The 17,111-nt window shown below is 64.1% G+C and carries 11 protein-coding genes and 1 pseudogene; 9 read left to right on the top strand and 3 right to left on the bottom strand.

Annotated elements, in window-relative coordinates; genetic code table 11:
• Positions 1-293: 293 nt before the first annotated feature.
• The 6 genes from AOG28_RS05515 (at position 294) to rsd (ending at position 7,388) form a co-directional block, all read left to right on the top strand.
• Positions 294-1,055, top strand: coding sequence for an SDR family oxidoreductase (locus AOG28_RS05515; protein ID WP_054555586.1), 762 nt, complete (start codon positions 294-296; stop codon positions 1,053-1,055).
• Between the two features lie 142 nt (positions 1,056-1,197).
• Positions 1,198-1,695 carry a peptide-methionine (R)-S-oxide reductase MsrB gene (msrB, locus tag AOG28_RS05510; protein ID WP_054555585.1) on the top strand — a complete coding sequence of 166 codons (498 nt, stop codon included), beginning with the start codon at positions 1,198-1,200 and terminating at the stop codon, positions 1,693-1,695.
• 160 nt (positions 1,696-1,855) lie between these two features.
• On the top strand, positions 1,856-4,279 hold the full coding sequence (locus AOG28_RS05505) for a Tex family protein (RefSeq protein WP_082388320.1): 2,424 nt from the start codon (positions 1,856-1,858) through the stop codon (positions 4,277-4,279).
• 164 nt (positions 4,280-4,443) lie between these two features.
• Positions 4,444-6,042 (top strand): glutamate--cysteine ligase, encoded by a 1,599-nt coding sequence (gene gshA, locus AOG28_RS05500; RefSeq protein WP_082388318.1) that lies wholly within the window; start codon positions 4,444-4,446, stop codon positions 6,040-6,042.
• 164 nt (positions 6,043-6,206) lie between these two features.
• On the top strand, positions 6,207-6,767 hold the full coding sequence (locus AOG28_RS05495; protein WP_082388316.1) for a disulfide bond formation protein B: 561 nt from the start codon (positions 6,207-6,209) through the stop codon (positions 6,765-6,767).
• A 126-nt stretch (positions 6,768-6,893) separates the two neighbouring features.
• Entirely contained in the window at positions 6,894-7,388 is a 495-nt protein-coding gene (gene rsd, locus AOG28_RS05490) for a sigma D regulator (RefSeq protein WP_054555584.1), read from the top strand.
• 108 nt (positions 7,389-7,496) lie between these two features.
• On the opposite strand, the gene AOG28_RS05485 is transcribed toward rsd, so the two are convergent.
• Both AOG28_RS05485 and AOG28_RS05480 read right to left on the bottom strand, forming a co-directional pair.
• Entirely contained in the window at positions 7,497-8,888 is a 1,392-nt protein-coding gene (locus AOG28_RS05485) for an FAD-dependent oxidoreductase (protein WP_043331433.1), read from the bottom strand.
• A 258-nt stretch (positions 8,889-9,146) separates the two neighbouring features.
• A complete protein-coding gene (locus AOG28_RS05480; RefSeq protein WP_054555583.1) occupies positions 9,147-9,803 on the bottom strand; it encodes an HAD family hydrolase in 657 nt (218 codons plus the stop codon).
• Between the two features lie 260 nt (positions 9,804-10,063).
• On the opposite strand from AOG28_RS05480, the pseudogene AOG28_RS05475 reads away from it, so the two are divergent.
• Positions 10,064-10,537, top strand: a pseudogene (locus tag AOG28_RS05475) (RNA pyrophosphohydrolase); the annotation flags it as partial.
• A gap of 308 nt (positions 10,538-10,845) precedes the next feature.
• Entirely contained in the window at positions 10,846-13,146 is a 2,301-nt protein-coding gene (gene ptsP, locus AOG28_RS05470; RefSeq protein ID WP_054555582.1) for a phosphoenolpyruvate--protein phosphotransferase, read from the top strand.
• Here the strand turns inward: ptsP and AOG28_RS05465 are convergent.
• A complete protein-coding gene (locus tag AOG28_RS05465) occupies positions 13,139-14,101 on the bottom strand; it encodes an NRDE family protein (protein WP_054555581.1) in 963 nt (320 codons plus the stop codon). The two genes, ptsP and AOG28_RS05465, sit on opposite strands and share 8 nt — an antisense overlap.
• Before the next feature lie 162 nt (positions 14,102-14,263).
• Between AOG28_RS05465 and AOG28_RS05460 the strand changes: the two genes are divergently transcribed.
• A complete protein-coding gene (locus AOG28_RS05460; RefSeq protein ID WP_054555580.1) occupies positions 14,264-17,077 on the top strand; it encodes a response regulator in 2,814 nt (937 codons plus the stop codon).
• The last annotated feature ends 34 nt before the right edge of the window (positions 17,078-17,111 follow it).

Below are 17,111 nucleotides of genomic sequence, written 5' to 3'. Positions count from 1 at the left end.
CCTGCTTTCGCGCCCGCTGTCGATGGCGTGCGTTGACGCCGTCAGTGCGTTGCGTTGGCGGATCTCGCCTGCGTTGAGGCAGGACACGCCGTGATCTGTTGCACTGCATCATGAGAATTCACCGCGAGCTGGCAGCGGGCGTCATCCCGAGGCATTCTCTGTCACGATGACGCTCAACACTGAAGGACGCGGTGCGAGACACTCGACACATAGATCGTGACGCCCGTACGGCATGCGGGCCTCGCATCCGGCAGCCGTTCCTCACTGCCGGCAGACAACCTGGGAGACGGGACATGAAGCTTGACGACAAGGTCATCGCGATTACGGGCGGCGCTCGTGGGCTGGGGTTGGCCATGGCGCGCTATCTGGGCGAGAAGGGAGCGGTGCTGGCGCTGCTGGACATCGAACAGGACGGCCTGGATGACGCCGTCGCGAGTCTGGAGGCTGCAGGCATCAAGGCGCAGGGTTTCGTGACCAATGTCGCGGAAGAGGATTCCGTCACGGCGGCCTTCTCGGCCATCAAGGGCGCATTGGGGCCGGTGAGCGGTCTGGTCAACAATGCCGGCATCACCCGCGATGGGCTGCTGATCAAGGCACGCGATGGCGTGGTGGAGAAGACCATGTCGCTGTCCAGCTGGCAGCAGGTCATCGATGTCAATCTGACCGGTGTCTTCCTGTGCACGCGTGAAGCGGCCAGCCAGATGATCGAGGCCGGCCAGCCGGGCGTGATCGTCAATATCTCCAGCATCTCGCGCGCCGGCAACATGGGGCAGAGCAATTACACCGCCGCCAAGTCCGGTGTCGCGGCACTGAGCGTGACCTGGGCCAAGGAGCTGGCACGCTACAGGATTCGCGTCGGTGCCGTGGCGCCGGGCTTCATCGCCACCGAGATGACCGCCGGCATGAAGCCGGAGATGCTCGACAAGATCAAGAGTGGCATCCCGATGCGCGACCTGGGGCGCCCGGAAGATATCGCCAGCAGCGTGGCCTTCATCTTCGACAATGACTACTTCACCGGGCGGGTGATCGAATGTGATGGTGGTCTGCGCATCTGACCCGATGGCTGGCGTCAGCCGATGAGACCCAAGCCCCCACGATGGCAGCATCGTGGGGGCTTTCTCTTGAGGCGATGCATCCAGCGCAGGCCGCTGCGCGTAGAAGTCAGTATTGCCGTTCATTGCTACAAGGAGACTCGTCATGCAACGTCGCCAATTCATGGGGCTAGTGCTGGGGGCTGGCGCGATGCTGGCGCTGCCCAGACTGTCTGCCGCGCGTCCGGAGCTTGAGCTCGAGCGTGGCGCGGACATCACGCCGCTGACCCTCGAGGAAGACGAATGGCGTGCCCGCCTGAGCCCGGAGCAGTATCGCGTGCTGCGCGAGGAGGGTACCGAGCGTGCGGGCTCCAGTGAGCTCAACAAGGAGCATCGCGACGGCGAGTATCGCTGTGCCGGTTGTGATCTGGCGCTGTTCTCTTCTGCCACCAAGTTCGAGTCCGGCACCGGCTGGCCCAGCTTCTTCGATCATATCGAAGGGCGCCTTCTGACCAAGACCGACTACGGACTCATCTGGCCGCGCACCGAATATCACTGCGCGCGCTGCGGCGGGCACCAGGGGCATGTCTTCGAGGATGGCCCCGAACCCACCGGCCTGCGCTGGTGCAACAACGGTGTCGCGCTGCGCTTCGTGCCCGCGTGAGGCGCTTGGGAGGCATCTTGGTTGGCGCAGTGAGTGGCTAAAGCAATCTTGCCGCTTTGTGGTAACGTGACGACATCGTGATACAGACGGCCCGGTCGATTCCACGACCGGGCCGTCTGTATATTGCCGCATGAATTCTGCTGTAAGGGACTGACGTTTCATGGACGCTACTGCAACTGACGCTACCACCTCCCGTCCTGCACCGACGCTGTCGCCCGCTGCCACCACTCGCCGCATTCAACAGGCGCTGGCCGGTGAGCTTGGGGTGCGCGAAGAACAGATCACCGCCACCGTCGAGCTGCTGGATGGCGGCGCGACCGTGCCGTTCATCTCGCGCTACCGCAAGGAAGCCACCGGCGGGCTCGATGACACCCAGATGCGTCAGCTCGAAGAGCGCCTGCGCTATCTGCGTGAGCTGGAGGAGCGGCGTCAGGTCGTGCTCGAGTCGATCGCCGAGCAGAACAAGCTGAGCGCCACGCTTGAGCGGGATGTGCTGGCCGCCGACAGCAAGCAGCGCCTGGAAGATCTCTACCTGCCGTATCGCAAGAAGCGCCGTACCAAGGCCCAGATCGCGCGTGAAGCGGGGCTGGAGCCTCTGGCCGATGCGCTGCTCGCGGACCCTACGCTGGAGCCGGAGGCTCAGGCGGCTGGCTTCGTCGCTGCCGACAAGGACGTGGCTGATACCAAGGCGGCGCTGGATGGCGCCAAGCAGATTCTGATGGAGCGCTTCGCGGAGGACGCCGCGCTGGTCGGTCGCCTGCGTCAACGTCTGTGGGACGATGGCATCCTCAGTGCGCGCGTCATGAAGGGCAAGGAGCAGGAGGGCGCCAAGTTCTCCGATTACTTCGAGCATGACGAGCCGCTGCACAAGGCGCCCTCGCACCGTGCGCTGGCCATGCTGCGTGGTCGCAACGAAGGCGTGCTGAGTCTCGCGCTCAAGCTCGAAGGCGAGGACGACCTGCCGCGTCACCCGATGGAAGGCGCCATCGCGGCGCATTTCTCCATCGAGGATCAGGGGCGCGCCGCGGATCGCTGGTTGAAGGAAGTGGTGCGCTGGACCTGGCGCGTCAAGCTCTATACCCATCTGGAAAGTGAACTGATCGGCCGCCTGCGCGAGCGCGCCGAGCAGGAGGCCATCCAGGTCTTCGCCGACAACCTGAAGGACCTGCTGCTGGCGGCGCCGGCGGGCCCCAAGGCCACGCTGGGCCTGGACCCGGGTCTGCGTACCGGCGTCAAGGTCGCGGTGGTGGATGCCACCGGCAAGTATGTCGATCAGGCCACCATCTATCCGCATGCGCCGCACAATCGCTGGGACGGCTCGGTGGCCGAGCTGGTCAAGCTGGTCGAGCGGCATGACGTCGAGCTGATCGCCATCGGCAACGGCACCGCCTCGCGCGAGACCGACAAGCTGGCCGCCGACGTGCTGACGCGCCTGTCCGGCCGTCGCCTGCAGAAGGTGATGGTCAACGAGGCCGGCGCATCCATCTACTCCGCCTCGGAATATGCGGCGCGCGAATTCCCGGACCTGGACGTGACCATCCGCGGCGCGGTCTCCATCGCCCGCCGCCTGCAGGACCCGCTGGGTGAGCTGGTCAAGATCGAGCCCAAGTCCATCGGCGTCGGCCAGTATCAGCACGATGTCAGTCAGGTGCAGTTGGGGCGCAGTCTGGAAGCCGTCGTCGAGGATTGCGTCAACGGTGTCGGCGTCGACCTCAACATGGCCTCAAGCGCGCTGCTGTCACGCGTAGCCGGTCTCAACACCACGCTTGCCGAGAATATCGTCGCGCACCGGGATGCCAATGGCCGTTTCGCCTCGCGCCAGGAATTGCTCAAGGTTAGCCGGCTGGGTCCACGCACCTTCGAGCAGTGTGCCGGTTTCCTGCGCATCGCCTCCGGCAAGAATCCGCTGGATGCCAGTGCCGTTCACCCGGAGGCCTATCCGCTGGTCGAGCGCATCGCCAAGGCGCACGGGCGTGATCTGCCGAGTCTGTTGGGTGACAGCGCCTTCCTGCGCACCGTGAAGCCGACGGAATTCACCGATGAGCACTTCGGCCTGCCGACGGTGACCGACATCCTGCGTGAGCTGGACAAGCCGGGACGTGACCCGCGCCCCGAATTCCGCTTCGCCGAGTTCAAGGAAGGCGTCGAGACCCTCAAGGACCTCGAGCCGGGCATGAAGCTTGAGGGCGTCGTCACCAACGTGACTCATTTCGGAGCCTTCGTGGACATCGGCGTGCATCAGGACGGCCTGGTACACATCTCTGCCCTGTCGCAAAAGTATGTTGCCGACCCGCGCGAGGTGGTCAAGGCGGGCGACATCGTCAGCGTCAAGGTGATGGAAGTCGACATCCCGCGCGCGCGCATCGCGCTGAGCATGCGCATGAGCGATACTCCCGCCGAGAAAGGCGCGGCAGGCGAGGCGCGACGCGGCGCAGAGGGTGGTCGCGGTGGGCGCTCGCAAGGTGGCGGTGGCCGTCAGGAGCGCGGTGGTCGCGGCAGCAATTCTGGCGCGAGCGGCGGCGCGGCACCGGCCAACAATGCGATGGCAGCAGCATTGCTCAATGCGCGCAAGTCGAAATCATAAGCCTTGAAAGCATTTTTTACGCGCCCATAATGTGGGCATACTGACCTGACGCGAACGGTACCTGCCGTTCGCGTCTTGCATGGCATCCGGTGCAGCACGCGGGCCATGGTCATCCAATTCGACCGGAGAGGCTGGGCTTCTCCCCATGCGAAAGGGTTCATACCTTGTCCGAGCAACTCGCGTCCGCCATTGCGCGACTCACGCCCCAGGCCCGTCAGGGTCTCTTCGGGCGCCTGCGCCGTGGTATCGAGAAGGAAGGCCTGCGGGTTACCGCTGGCGGTGACATCAGCCAGACGCCGCATCCGCGTTCTCTGGGGTCGAAGCTGACCCACCCGTACATCACCACGGACTATTCCGAGTCTCTGCTCGAGTACATCACCCCGGTGTTCACTCGTCCCAAGGAGTCGCTGGAGTTTCTGGCTGACCTGCATCGTTTCAGCTATCGCAACCTGGGCGATGAGCTGATCTGGCCGGCCAGCATGCCGCCGCGTCTGCACGGCAATGACAGCGTGCCGATCGCTGATTACGGCACCTCCAACAGCGGCACCATGAAGCATATCTACCGCAAGGGGCTGGATGTCCGCTACGGACGCATCATGCAGTCGATTGCCGGTATCCATTACAACTTCTCGCTGCCGGATGACTTCTGGAGTCTGCTGCAGGGACTGGAAGGGGCAGAGGCGGAAGATGCGCGCGACTTCCGCTCGCGTCGCTATTTCGAGCTGATCCGCAACTTCCGTCGTCACAGCTGGATCCTGCTCTATCTGTTTGGCGCCTCGCCGGGCATCGATGAGAGCTTCCTCGATGGCGGCAATGATGATCGCCTCAAGCGTCAGGCGGATCGCAGCCTGGTCTCGGCCTACGCCACCAGCCTGCGCATGTCGGACCTGGGCTATCAGAACAAGGTGCAGGCGCAGCTCAAGATCTGCTTCAACTCGCTGGACAACTTCGTCGGCACGCTGCGTCACGCCATCGTCACGCCGTGGAAGGACTACGAGAAGCTGGGCGTCAAGCAGGCCGATGGTAGCTGGTCGCAGCTCTCCAGCAACATCCTGCAGATCGAGAACGAGTACTACTCCGACATCCGTCCCAAGCGTGTCACCCGGCAGAACGAGACGCCCAGCCAGGCACTGGAAGGGCGTGGTGTCGAGTACATCGAAGTGCGCTGTCTGGACCTCAACCCCTTCCTGCCGGTCGGGATCGACGAGACGCAGATCCGCTTCCTCGATACCTTCCTGATCTGGTGTCTGCTGACCGAGAGCCCGTGGATCGACGACGAGGAATGCGCCACGCTCGACAACAGCAAGCGTCGCGTGGTCGAGGCCGGGCGTGATCCGGAACTGACCCTGAGCGTCAATGGTGAAGAGCGTCGCCTGCGCGATCTGGCGGCCAACATCATGGATGAACTGGGCGAAGTCGCGGGCCTGCTCGACAGTGGTGACAAGACAGGCAGCGCGCACCGTGATGCGCTGGCGGCGCTCGCACCGCGCTTCGACGATGCCCAGACCACACCGTCGGGCCGTCTGCTGACCAGCATGCTCGACAACGGCAGCAACTTCGTCGACGAAGTGCTGGCGCTGGCCAAGGGTCAGGCCGAGCAGTTCAAGTCAGAGCCGACGGAGCGTGCGCGCGGCTATCTGCTCGATCAGCTGGTCGAGACCTCGCTGCAGCAGCAGGGCGATATCGAGAAGGGTGATCATCAGGATTTCGACACCTTCATGGCCGAGTACTTCGCGTCCGCCCATGGCACGCAACCGGCGTGATCTCGTGACGCAACGCCAATTCATGTTCAGGTCATCGCGACACGGCATGATAGGCATCAGTCGCTGATAGTGACGGATTCGGCTATCGCTTCATCATCGGCGCCTCAGACCTGCGTCATTTCTCACCCATGACTCCACTGGAGTTCCACCGGCAAGGACGGCAAATGACACAAGCGGACAAACAATCGGGACAGCAGCCGGTAGCGCGCAAGGGCGGGCTTGCCCGCCTGGCGAGCTGGAGCGGGCGTCAATGGTGTCTGTTGGGAGCGCTGGGGTGCGCCTTTTTGCTGGGCGTGGCCTTCGTGCTGCAGTTCGCCTTCGATCTGGCGCCGTGTTCGCTGTGCATCTTCCAGCGCGTGGCGGTGGCCGTGGCCGGCGTCTTCTTCCTGCTGGGAGCCTTGCATGGCCCCGGGCGCATCGGCACGCGTATCTACGCGCTGGGCGCGCTGGCCGGCAGCATCGGCGCGGTCGTGCTGGCGGGTCGCCATATCTGGCTGCAGTCACTGCCGCCGGATCAGGTGCCGGCCTGTGGCCCGGGCCTCAACTACATGCTGGAAGTGCTGCCGGTATGGGACGTGATCACCCAGGTGCTCAACGCCTCCGGTGAGTGCGCCCAGATCAGCGCGCAATGGCTGGGTCTCTCGATCCCTCAGTGGTCGTTGATCGGCTTCTGTGGGCTGGCGCTGGTACCGCTGGCGATGCTGTGGAGCAGCTTCCGCCGTTGAGGCAATATGCCCTGCCACCATGGTGGGGGGTTGGCAGCGTGCACGGCATGGAGGATAGTGGGTTGGCAGCGGGGCGAGCACCGGATGTCAGCCCCTATCGTTCGGGTCATGCCAGAGGAGGCGCCCATGCTGGAGGAATGCACCACTGCGGCGGAACGCTTTCGTGGCGTTCATCAGTTGGTTGATCGCTGGCTGGACCAGCGACGCGAGATGCTGGTCTGCTTCATGGATCTGCACGAGGCCTGCGTCAATGACCTCGATCAGCTCGAGATGACACGCGTCAATCGCTTCATCGAGCTTTTGATGGACTACATCTCGGCAGGGCATTTCGAGGTCTATCCTCAGCTCAAGGAAGAAGGCCGTGTCTTCGAGGACACCGCGGCACTGGCGGTCTGCGAGCAGCTGATGCAGCGTCTGGAGCCCTCCACCGAGCTGGTGCTGTCCTTCGATGAGGATTTCTCCAGTCCGACCCGCTGCCAGCACTATCGCGCCCGACTGCCGGAATGGCTGGCCCGCCTGCAGCAGGGGCTGACCGAGCGTTTCGCGCTGGAGGATCAGCTGATCCAGCGTCTGCATGCGGTGCACGAGCCCATGGCCCCGTCGGGTCAGTCGGTGTCCTGAGGCCGCCTCCCGCCAGGCACCCATCAACAGGCACCCATCAAAAAGCCCCGCCAGCGAATGCTGGCGGGGCTTTTTGATGCTCATCCCGATGCGTGTCTCGAAAGAGGCTTACATCAGTGAGGAGGCTTCCGGACGCTCGATCTCGGTCAGTTCGATCTCGCCGGTCAGCAGATCACGCTCGAAGGTTTCCTTGTCGATGTTGAAGCCAAGGAATTCCTGGGCGAGATACATGTCCTTCTCGGCGTTGCCCAGACAGCTGGTACCACCCGGTGACGGCGTCATGTTGAAGACGATGCCGGTGCCCGGATTGATCTTGGCTTCGCCCATCACGAGCTTCTGCTTGCTCTTGTCGATCAACTGCGGACGAACGCCACCGAAGCCCTTGGCGAAGCTGACGTCCTTGACGTCCAGGCTCGGCACGATCTTCTTGATGTCGCCGTGGAACAGACGCTCACGCAGCACCGGCACCTCGAACATGAAGTTCTTGAAGATGTAGTTGCGGATGTCGCGCACCTTCATCAGGTCCCACAGGGCCTTGACGACGTTGCGGTCCATGCGCAGCACCTTGAGGAACTCCCAGAAGGTCTTGCCGTTGTAGCGCTCCAGCAGCGGCAGCATCAGGGCGGTCGGACCGAAGCGGGTCTTGCCTTCCACCAGCACGTCCGGGTCGCCGTGGACGGCGGCGAACGGCAGGTTCTCGTTCTGGATGGTGTAGACCTTGCCGTTGAGCACCTTCGGGGTGAAGTAGAAGGAGCCGGCCATCGGCAGGCAGGACTTGTCCAGGCCGTAACCCATCTTGTGGGCGAACAGCAGCGAGTGACCGCCGGCGCTGACCACGACATAGCGTGCGCTGAGCTCGCCCTTGTCGGTCTTGACCTTGTAGACGTCACCTTCCTTGCGGATGTCTTCCACGGCGGTCGAGAGGCGAACGTCGAAGTTCATGCCTTTCTCGGCCGCTGCCTTCTCGCCTTCGCTGACGAAGGCTTCCGACAGGGTGGTGTAGTTGACGGCGGTATACTCGTCGGTGGAGCCCAACGCGACGATTTCCTCGTCAGGACGACGACCTTCCACCACCTTCGGCTCCAGCTCGGCGATGTCATCACGCTCGAGCAGCTTCAGGTTAGGGAACAGCTGCTTGAAGGTGTCGAAACGCTTGCGCAGGAACTGACATTCCTTGGCACCGACCGCCAGCACCATCTTCGGATACTTGTAGACGATGTGATCGCGCTCACTCTCGCTGAGCTTGGTGGCGAAGTTGACCACCATACCCGCGGTGCGCTTGGTCACACGCGCCTTCTCGACCGTGTAGTTGGTCTCGATGTCGCCGCAGTGAATGGTCTGGGAGTTGTTGCGACCGTGCGAGTTGACGATCGCGACGTGGTCGTACTTTTCCACCAGGCCGACCGACTTGAGGTCGGTGTAGCGGGCGAGTTCATAGAGAAGGGCGGTGCCGGACACGCCGCCACCCACAATCAGGACATCGTATGTCGTTGAGGACATGGCTGCTCACGCTCAAGGTTGGTGAGGGACATCCCCCGGACCCGACCGGGATTCCGGAGGCCGTCCTGCCGTGACGGGGCAAAAGTTGCCGCACCAGGCTCGACGGTTCGATGGACACACATTATAGACACATCTTGTGCGAAATGATTCAGCAAATAAGGTCGACTTTATGGTGAATGCTTGTAGCCACATGAAAACCTTATAGCTGAGGCTGCTCGACCTTATGGATCGATAAAGCCCATGCAAATCAGTCCCTTATCAGTCGCGCAGCGAAATGATGCGCCAATCGCGCGCGTCAGCGGCGGCGCGCAGTTGCTCATCCGGGTCCACTGCGATGGCAGTATCGACACGCTCCAGCAGCGGCAGGTCATTGATGGAGTCGCTGTAGAAGGTGCTGCCATCCAGGGTGTGGTCACGTTCGGCCAGCCAGGCCTCGAGGCGGGTCACCTTGCCGGCCTGGAAGCTGGGGACGCCGCTGACGCGACCGGTGTAGCGGCCGTTGACGATCTCGGGCTCGATGGCGATCAGCTCATCGACGCCCAGGCGGTCCGCGATGGGGGCGGTGATGAAGCGATTGGTGGCGGTGATGATCAGCAGGGTGTCGCCGCGTGCCCGGTGACGTGCCAGCAGCTCTTCCGCCCGCGGCAGGATGATGGGCTCGATCTTGGCGGCCATGAACTGCTGGTGCCAGGCCGCCAGTTGCTCCGGACTGTTCTCGGACAACGGCTTGAGTGAGAAGGCCAGGTATTCGTGAATGTCCAGCTCGCCACTCTGGTAGAGCTGGTAGTAGCGCTCGTTGGCTTCACGGTAGACGTTGGCGTCGACAGCGCCCTGTTCGACCAGAAATTCGCCCCAGGCGTGATCACTGTCCCCGGCGATCAGGGTATTGTCGAGATCAAAGATGGCCAGACTCACGGAAAACTCCTTGCTCTGCCCAGCCACACTCGGCTGGGCGACAGACACGGACAACAGAGCACGATAGGGTGCCGGCCCAGTGTTTGCGCGGGTGTACGGTGGCCGACGAGCAGTCTCGCACGGCCGTGTTGCACTGCAATAGCGTGAAGGCAGCGATTATTGCAGAGGTGCTCGGGCTTTCACACCGCCAAACCGCGTATTGAAGCGCTTTCAGCCTTTGTGGAAGAATGGTTTCAATTAACGAATCAAAGGTGACATCCGTGATCGACGCTGACGGCTTTCGCCCCAACGTTGGCATCATCATTGCCAACTGTGAGGGCCAGCTGCTCTGGGCGCGCCGGGTAGGACAGAATGCGTGGCAGTTTCCGCAAGGGGGCATCAAGCCAAACGAGACACCGCAACAGGCGCTGTTTCGTGAACTCGAAGAAGAGATCGGCCTGAAAGCTGAGGACGTCGAGATACTGGCCTGCACCCGTGGATGGCTGCGCTACCGGTTACCCAGACGCATGGTAAGAACGCACTCCCGACCGATCTGCATCGGTCAGAAACAGAAGTGGTTCCTGTTGCAGATTCGCTGTCAGGACAACCGCGTAAGTGTGGATACCACGCCCAATCCTGAATTCGATGGTTGGCGTTGGGTAAGCTACTGGTATCCGCTGGGGCAGGTCGTGGCCTTCAAGCGCGAGGTCTATCGACGCGCCCTGCGTGAGTTGGCGCCGCGTCTGCAGCGTCTGGTGGACACCGAGCGGCTCAAGGCGCTCGCCGAGGGGCCATCGCTGCATGAGGCGCGGGGCGCCTGCGGGCCGTCTGGCGCCAGTGGCTCACCGGTCGCTACTGCCAACGCGGCGGCCAAGGGGCTCGATGGTGCCGGTGCCGCTGATTCCGGGGCCGATGGCGCCAGCTCCGAGGGTCACGGGCGACATTTGTCCGGCTGATGGCGTTGATGGGCGCGGGTGGCTGAGCGTGGGTCACGCCGCCTTGGCTGAGCAATCACCTTCTCGACGTCTTCGATGCGCGAGATACACCATGCTTGAGGTACTCCATGCTTGAGGTGCTACGTCGTATCGTTCAGGAGGTCAATGGCGCACGTTCTCTGGACGCGGCACTGGCGACCATGGTGTTGCGCATACGCAAGGCCATGAAGACGGACGTCTGCTCCGTCTATCTGCTGGCACCGGAAAGCGATCGCTTCGTGCTCAAGGACACCATCGGTCTGCGCTCGTCGTCGGTGGGGCAGGTCAGTCTGGCACGTGGCGAGGGCCTGGTCGGGATGGTGGCGCTCAGAGAAGAGCCGCTTAACCTCGAGGATGCGCCCGCACACCCCCAATTCCGTTATTTCGAGGAGACCGGAGAGGAACGTTTCTCCAGCTTCCTCGGTGTCCCCATCATTCATCAGCGTCGCGTGCTCGGGGTGCTGGTCATCCAGCAGCACGAGAAGCGCCGTTTCGATGAAGGTGAGGAAGCCTTCCTTGTCACCCTCGGTGCGCAGCTGGCGGGAGTGCTGGCTCACGCGCTGGCCACCGGGGCGCTGGGCAAGCTGGCCGGTACCAGCGGCCAGGCGACCTTCTCCGGCGTGGCCGGCTCGCCCGGTATCGCCATCGGCAAGGCTTTCGTGCTGTCTCCACCTGCCGACCTGGACGCCGTCCCCGACCTGATCCCCACCGATATCGAATTCGAGATCGCACGCCTCAAGGAGGCGATCAACGCCGTGCGCGAAGAGATTCGCGTCGCGGCGGAGCGTCTCGCCAGTCGTATCTCCACCCAGGAACATGCGCTGTTCGAGGTCTATCAGCAGATGCTGGGCGACGCGGCGCTGGGGCAGGAAGTCGAGAAGCGCATCCGTGAAGGACAGTGGGCGCCGGCGGCGCTGGCCGATATCGTGCGCCGCCATGTGCAGTATCTCGAGCGGGTCGATGACGACTATCTGCGCGAAAGAGCCGCCGATATACGGGATCTTGGGCGCCGCGTGTTGTCACACCTGCAGGAAGAGAGTGACAGCGGTCCGATCGAATACCCGGAAAACACCATCCTCATCGGCCACGAGATCAGCCCCGCCACGCTGGGGGAAGTCCCGCGGGAACGCCTCAAGGGGCTGGTCGCGGTCAGTGGCTCGAGTACCTCGCATGTCGCCATCCTGGCGCGTGCGATGGGGATTCCTACCGTGCTGGGCATGGTGGATCTTCCGTTGTCGCGACTGGGCGGTGCACCGGTCATTCTCGATGGTCACCGTGGTCGACTGGTAGTGCGTCCCGAGCTTGAGCTCGGCGCCTACTATTCACGGTTGATCGAGGAGGAGCAGGCGTTGAGTGCGCTGCTGGAACAGGAGCAGGATCTGCCAAGCGTGACCCCGGATGGCCATGTTCTGCCGCTGATGGTGAATACCGGCCTGGCGCTGGATTCCGTCGCGTCGCTCAAGTCGCGGGTCGGCGGGGTCGGGCTCTACCGCACCGAAGTGCCGTTCATGATGAGTGACCGCTTCCCCAGCGAGCAGGAGCAGGCGCGTCTGTATCGTGAGCAGCTGCTGGGCTTCGCGCCGCTGCCGGTCACCATGCGTACGCTGGATATCGGCGGTGACAAGGACCTGCCCTATTTCCCGATCAACGAGGCCAATCCTTTCCTGGGCTGGCGGGGCATCCGGGTGACGCTCGATCACCCCGAGGTGCTGATGGTGCAGCTGCGGGCCATGCTGCGTGCCGCGGAAGGGCTGGACAATCTGCGCATCATGCTGCCGATGATCTCGGGAATCGAGGAAGTCGATGCGGCGCTGGCGCTGGTCAATCGGGCGCTGGTCGAGCTGGCCGAAGAGGGCATCAACGTCTCGCGACCGAGTGTCGGCGTGATGATCGAGGTGCCGGCGGCGCTCTACCAGCTGGAAGCGCTCGCCACCCGGGTCGACTTCTTCTCAGTGGGCTCCAACGATCTCACCCAGTATCTGCTGGCGGTGGACCGTAACAACCCGCGCGTGGCGAGTCTCTACGATGCCTGCCATCCGGCGGTGTTGCGCGCCCTGGCGCGTCTGGCGGAAGAGTCGCGTGCGCTCAAGATGCCGGTGAGCGTCTGCGGTGAGCTGGCGGGCGACCCCGCCGGGGCCTTGCTGCTGCTGGGCATGGGCTTTGACAGCCTGTCGATGAATGCCCCGAGTCTGCCACGCGTGCGTGCGGCCATTCGGCGGGTGTCACTGAGTGCGGCGCAGGGGCTGGTGGACGAGGTGCTGTGTCAGCCCACCGCCGATGAGGTTCATGACCTGTTGCTCCACCGCCTGCAGGCCTGGGATCTGGCCCATCTGCTGCCGCCGCGCGACAACGCGCCTGTGGCACAGAAGGCTGGTGAGACGACTAGCTGAGCCGCCAGCTGCCGATATCTCCTTCCTCGTCGCTCCCCGTGGCGAGCAAGCGGGTCATGGCCCTGCGGCTGGCGATGGTATGGCCCTCAGGGCTGAAACGGCGCTCCAGCAGGGTCAAGGTCTGCACCACACCGGACGGATCAGCCGTATCCCTTGTCGGGTGGCGTTGCCAGCGCACCAGGGTCGAGGCCCGCGTGCCATATTCGGCGCTGACGATGAACGGGCTGGACAGCAGGGCTTCGCGTTCGGGCGAGAGTCCGGTGGCCGGTAGCTGAGTCGGCGCGGGCCGCCACTCATCCTTGAGCAGGTCGAGCAGCGCGTCGTCGCTCAATGGCCGTGCGGTTGTCTGACCGGCACGGACTGACGGGTCGAGGAGGGCTGCCAGGCGGCCGCTCAGGCGTCGTTGCTTGGGCCAGTCGCTCCCGGGATGGCCATTGCTCAGGCTATGGATGCCCGCGCCGAGGCGGGTCATCTCGGCCCCTTGCGGGCCATGATGCAGGCGCCACAACGCCTTGCCATCGCAGACCAGCAGGTTGCACCAGTCCACGGCCTCAAGCGTCAGCGCAGACAGCTTCTGTGCGTCCGCTCCCTCCAGTGCCGCGGGTACGCTCTCTCCCGCGACCAGTGCGCGCAACCAGTCTTCAAGGCGCCAGCGCGAGCATTGGCCCAGCGCCTGACGCGCCGCGGCCGCGACCAGCTGGCCACGGCTGATGCTGGCCGTCGGGGCAGGGTGGTCCAGCTGGCGCACATTGGTCAGCGTGGCGAGGCTGCCGGCGGGGTGCATGACCAGCCAGCCGCCGCCGGCCACCAGGTCGCGTCCGCCGCACAGGACACCATCCGGCCACACGCAGAGCCCGGCGGTGGCGCGTGCGTGAAACTCATCCCGGTTGCCGATCAGTAGCAGGCATTCGCCCTGCGGCGAGTCCGGTTGCCAGTCAAATGCCATCAGGCACATGTCGCCACTCCATCAGGGGGTCGGGAGAAAATAGCGCCTCTGTCACGCTGGCACTGCATGACGCCTGACGGCGGCTTGCGTATGCTGCTGCTTTGTCTCGACAGCTTGCGCTGGTCAGCGGTCGGGCTTGCCGACGCCTCACCTACAGGATGCTTTCAGATCATGTTCTCGCGCCGTGCTTCCTCTGTCGAGCCACCGCCTTCGGCGGCGATGGCTTCGAATGCCCAGAATTCCGCCAGTGGCCTGGAGAAGGTCTGGGCGCGCATGATTCGGCTGACGGTTGGCCCGCTGCTGCTGGCGGAGCTGGCGGTGGCGTTGAGCTTTCTGGTCGGGGCCGCCGTGGTCTGGGACAGCACGCGGCATGCCGCCGTCGATACCGCGCTTGGGGAACTCCGGCAGGAGCATGCGCTGGCCACGGCGCTGGTCAGCGAGCGCCTGGAAACCCAGCAGCGTCGCCTGCAGATTCTGGCGCGCTATGCACGGCGCCATCTCGACTTCGGCGCCAACGGGAGCAGCGCCTATGACGCTGGCCTGGACCAGTTTTCGCTCACCGAGCAGGGCCAGCTGTTCAGACCGGTATCGCGTGGGGGGGCCGCACTCTACGGCGAATTCGCAGGGCCGTTGAGCGATGAGGATCGTGACGCCGGGCGGCGACTGATGCATATGCAGTGGCTGCTGTCGGACCTCTACTCGTCGGACCCCCTGATCTCACGCCTGTTCGTGAGCCTCGATAACAGCATGGTCATGCTCTATCCCTGGTTCAACGTGCTGGATGCCTTCGCGCCGGGCAGCGATTTCATGCCCTATACCGGCGTGCTGCCGGACACCGTGCGTCAGCTTGCCGAGAACACCGACAATGGTGCGGCGCGCGTGGTCTGGCTACCGCCGCATCCGGGGCCTGCCGGTCTGCCGCAGATCACGGCGCTGGCAGAGGTCTCTCTCAGCAATGGCCAGAAGGCGCGTGTCGGGCTGGATCTCGCGCTGCCGCAGATGGAGGCGCGCCTGCTGCTGCCGGGGCATGCCCCCTCGGATGCCTTCTGGCTGGTCGATGACCACCTGAACGTCTGGGCGGCCAGCAGCAATGTCGGCGACGGCCATTCCCGGGAGCTGCCCGCGGATATCGCCCGCGCGATGGATACCAGCCTGCGCGGTGCCACACTGGATGACCCGCACGGGACTCAGGTGGTGGTGTGGGACAGCTTGCCGGTCACTGGTTGGCGCCTGGTGTCCAGCACGCGACTCGAGGTGCCCGGTCAGGTGCCGCTGCTGACCCTGTTGCTGGGCAGTGGTGGCGCGCTGCTGCTGGTGTTTGCCGTCGTCATGCTCATCTTGCAATGGCGGCTCAGGCGCATGGACCAGCGCCTGGGGCAGCCCTTGGAGTGGTTGGCGCGCCAGAGCGAGCGTATCGAGAACGGTGAGGTGATGGAGGAGTACCCGCCGGTGGGGCGGCAGGCCTATCCGGCGGATGACATCCTGCGTCGCCATCGTGGGGCCGTGGCCTTGCTGCGTCGTGGTCGCGGCCATGAGCTGGATGCCTTGCCGCTGCCGGCCTTCGTGATGCGCCATGGACTGTTGGCGATGGCCAACCCGGCCTTCGAGAAGCTGTTCGGGCTGGTATTGCATGAGGCGCTGGGCCGGTCGGTGGGCAGCTTGCTGATGCTGGAGCCCAACCCCAGCGTGCCCAGCAGTCGTGAACTCCGGGTACATGACGCCGAGGGGCGCATGCGGCGCATGCGCCTGGAGCTGTGTCGCTTCAACAATGACCCGGCGCAGGTGCTCGGCGTGATGATCGATGAGTCGGAGCACGATCAGGTCAGCCAGCAGTTGCTGGTCGCGCGTGACCGTGCCCGCGAAGAGGCGCGTCTGAAGAGTGATTATCTGGACATGCTGCACGCTGAGCTGACGCCGCCGCTGCAAGGCCTGGTGCGCAAGCTTGGTCAGCTCAGGCGCGAGCGTCATATCGAGGATGCCGAGCTCAGCCTGCTGCAGGGCCACCTCGACAGCGTGGCGCAACTGCTGGATGCCCTGACCGAGCGCGAGGAAGTGGTACGGACGCCGCTGGAAGAGAATGACTTCTCGCCGACCGAGACGCTGGGGGCGCTGCTCGAGGACATGCAGCAGCGCCATCATGATGTCGGCTGCCCCTTCGAGTGGCAGCTGGGGCCGATGCCGGAGGCATTGCGTGGTGATGTGCGCCGCCTCGCGCAGCTGTTCGAGCATCTGGCGGAAGGCTGCATGCGCCACGAGAGTGCCAGCCATCAATCTCTGCTGCTTGAGCTGCAGCAAGCCTGTGAGCTGCCGGCCTGTCGCGATGCGGCGTTCTCTGCAGAGGGCTCAGAGGATGAGGGCGCTGGCTGTTGCTGTCTGCGGCTCGAGCTGCGTGGGCATGTCGGGCTCGATATCGGTCATCAATCGCCCTCGAGTCTAATCATGGCGCGGCGCTTGATCGACGAGCTGGGCGGCAGCTATCGACAGATCAACCTGGACGATGAGCAGGCGCTGGAAATCCTGCTGCCGATGACATGGCCGGGCAAGCCGACCGAAACCCGCATTCTGGTGGTGGATGATGGGCCGGTGAATGCGATGCTGGCGCGCACGGTGCTCGGGCGGCAAGGGTTGTTGGTCGATACCGCCAGTAGCGGCGAAGAGGCGCTGGCCGCACGTGGCCAGCATTTCTACGCGCTGGTGTTCATGGATATCTTCATGCCCGGCATGGATGGCGTCAGTGTCAGCCAGCTCTGGCGCGAGCAGGAAGCCGCCGCCGGCAGTGAGCGGCGCAGTGTCATCATCGCGCTGACCGCCAATGCCAGTGAGGCCGATCGCGAGCGCTTCTTCGCCGCCGGGCTGGATGATTATCTGGGCAAGCCCTACCGCCCTCAGGCGCTGATCGACAAGGTCAGCATGTGGCTGCCTGACGTGACGCTGACACCACGCGCGTCCGTCAGTGGCGAAGGTCCGCTATCAACAGACGGCTGACGGTCATGGCGCTGAGAGGCCCGGGCCACTCTCG

The sequence above is a fragment of the Cobetia sp. UCD-24C genome, assembly GCF_001306765.1.
Taxonomy (GTDB): domain Bacteria; phylum Pseudomonadota; class Gammaproteobacteria; order Pseudomonadales; family Halomonadaceae; genus Cobetia; species Cobetia amphilecti.
The sequence above is the reverse complement of the archived record's forward strand: the minus strand, read 5'-3'. Positions and strand labels throughout refer to the sequence as shown.

Bases quoted from the DNA above. Each gene is read 5' to 3' on its own strand.
- AOG28_RS05465 (WP_054555581.1), bottom strand. From the start codon at position 14,101: ATGTGCCTGATGGCATTTGACTGGCAACCGGACTCGCCGCAGGGCGAA.
- AOG28_RS05505 (WP_082388320.1), top strand. From the start codon at position 1,856: ATGGACGCTACTGCAACTGACGCTACCACCTCCCGTCCTGCACCGACG.
- AOG28_RS05515 (WP_054555586.1), top strand. From the start codon at position 294: ATGAAGCTTGACGACAAGGTCATCGCGATTACGGGCGGCGCTCGTGGG.
- AOG28_RS05460 (WP_054555580.1), top strand. From the start codon at position 14,264: ATGTTCTCGCGCCGTGCTTCCTCTGTCGAGCCACCGCCTTCGGCGGCG.
- AOG28_RS05485 (WP_043331433.1), bottom strand. From the start codon at position 8,888: ATGTCCTCAACGACATACGATGTCCTGATTGTGGGTGGCGGCGTGTCC.
- ptsP (WP_054555582.1), top strand. From the start codon at position 10,846: ATGCTTGAGGTGCTACGTCGTATCGTTCAGGAGGTCAATGGCGCACGT.
- rsd (WP_054555584.1), top strand. From the start codon at position 6,894: ATGCTGGAGGAATGCACCACTGCGGCGGAACGCTTTCGTGGCGTTCAT.
- msrB (WP_054555585.1), top strand. From the start codon at position 1,198: ATGCAACGTCGCCAATTCATGGGGCTAGTGCTGGGGGCTGGCGCGATG.
- AOG28_RS05495 (WP_082388316.1), top strand. From the start codon at position 6,207: ATGACACAAGCGGACAAACAATCGGGACAGCAGCCGGTAGCGCGCAAG.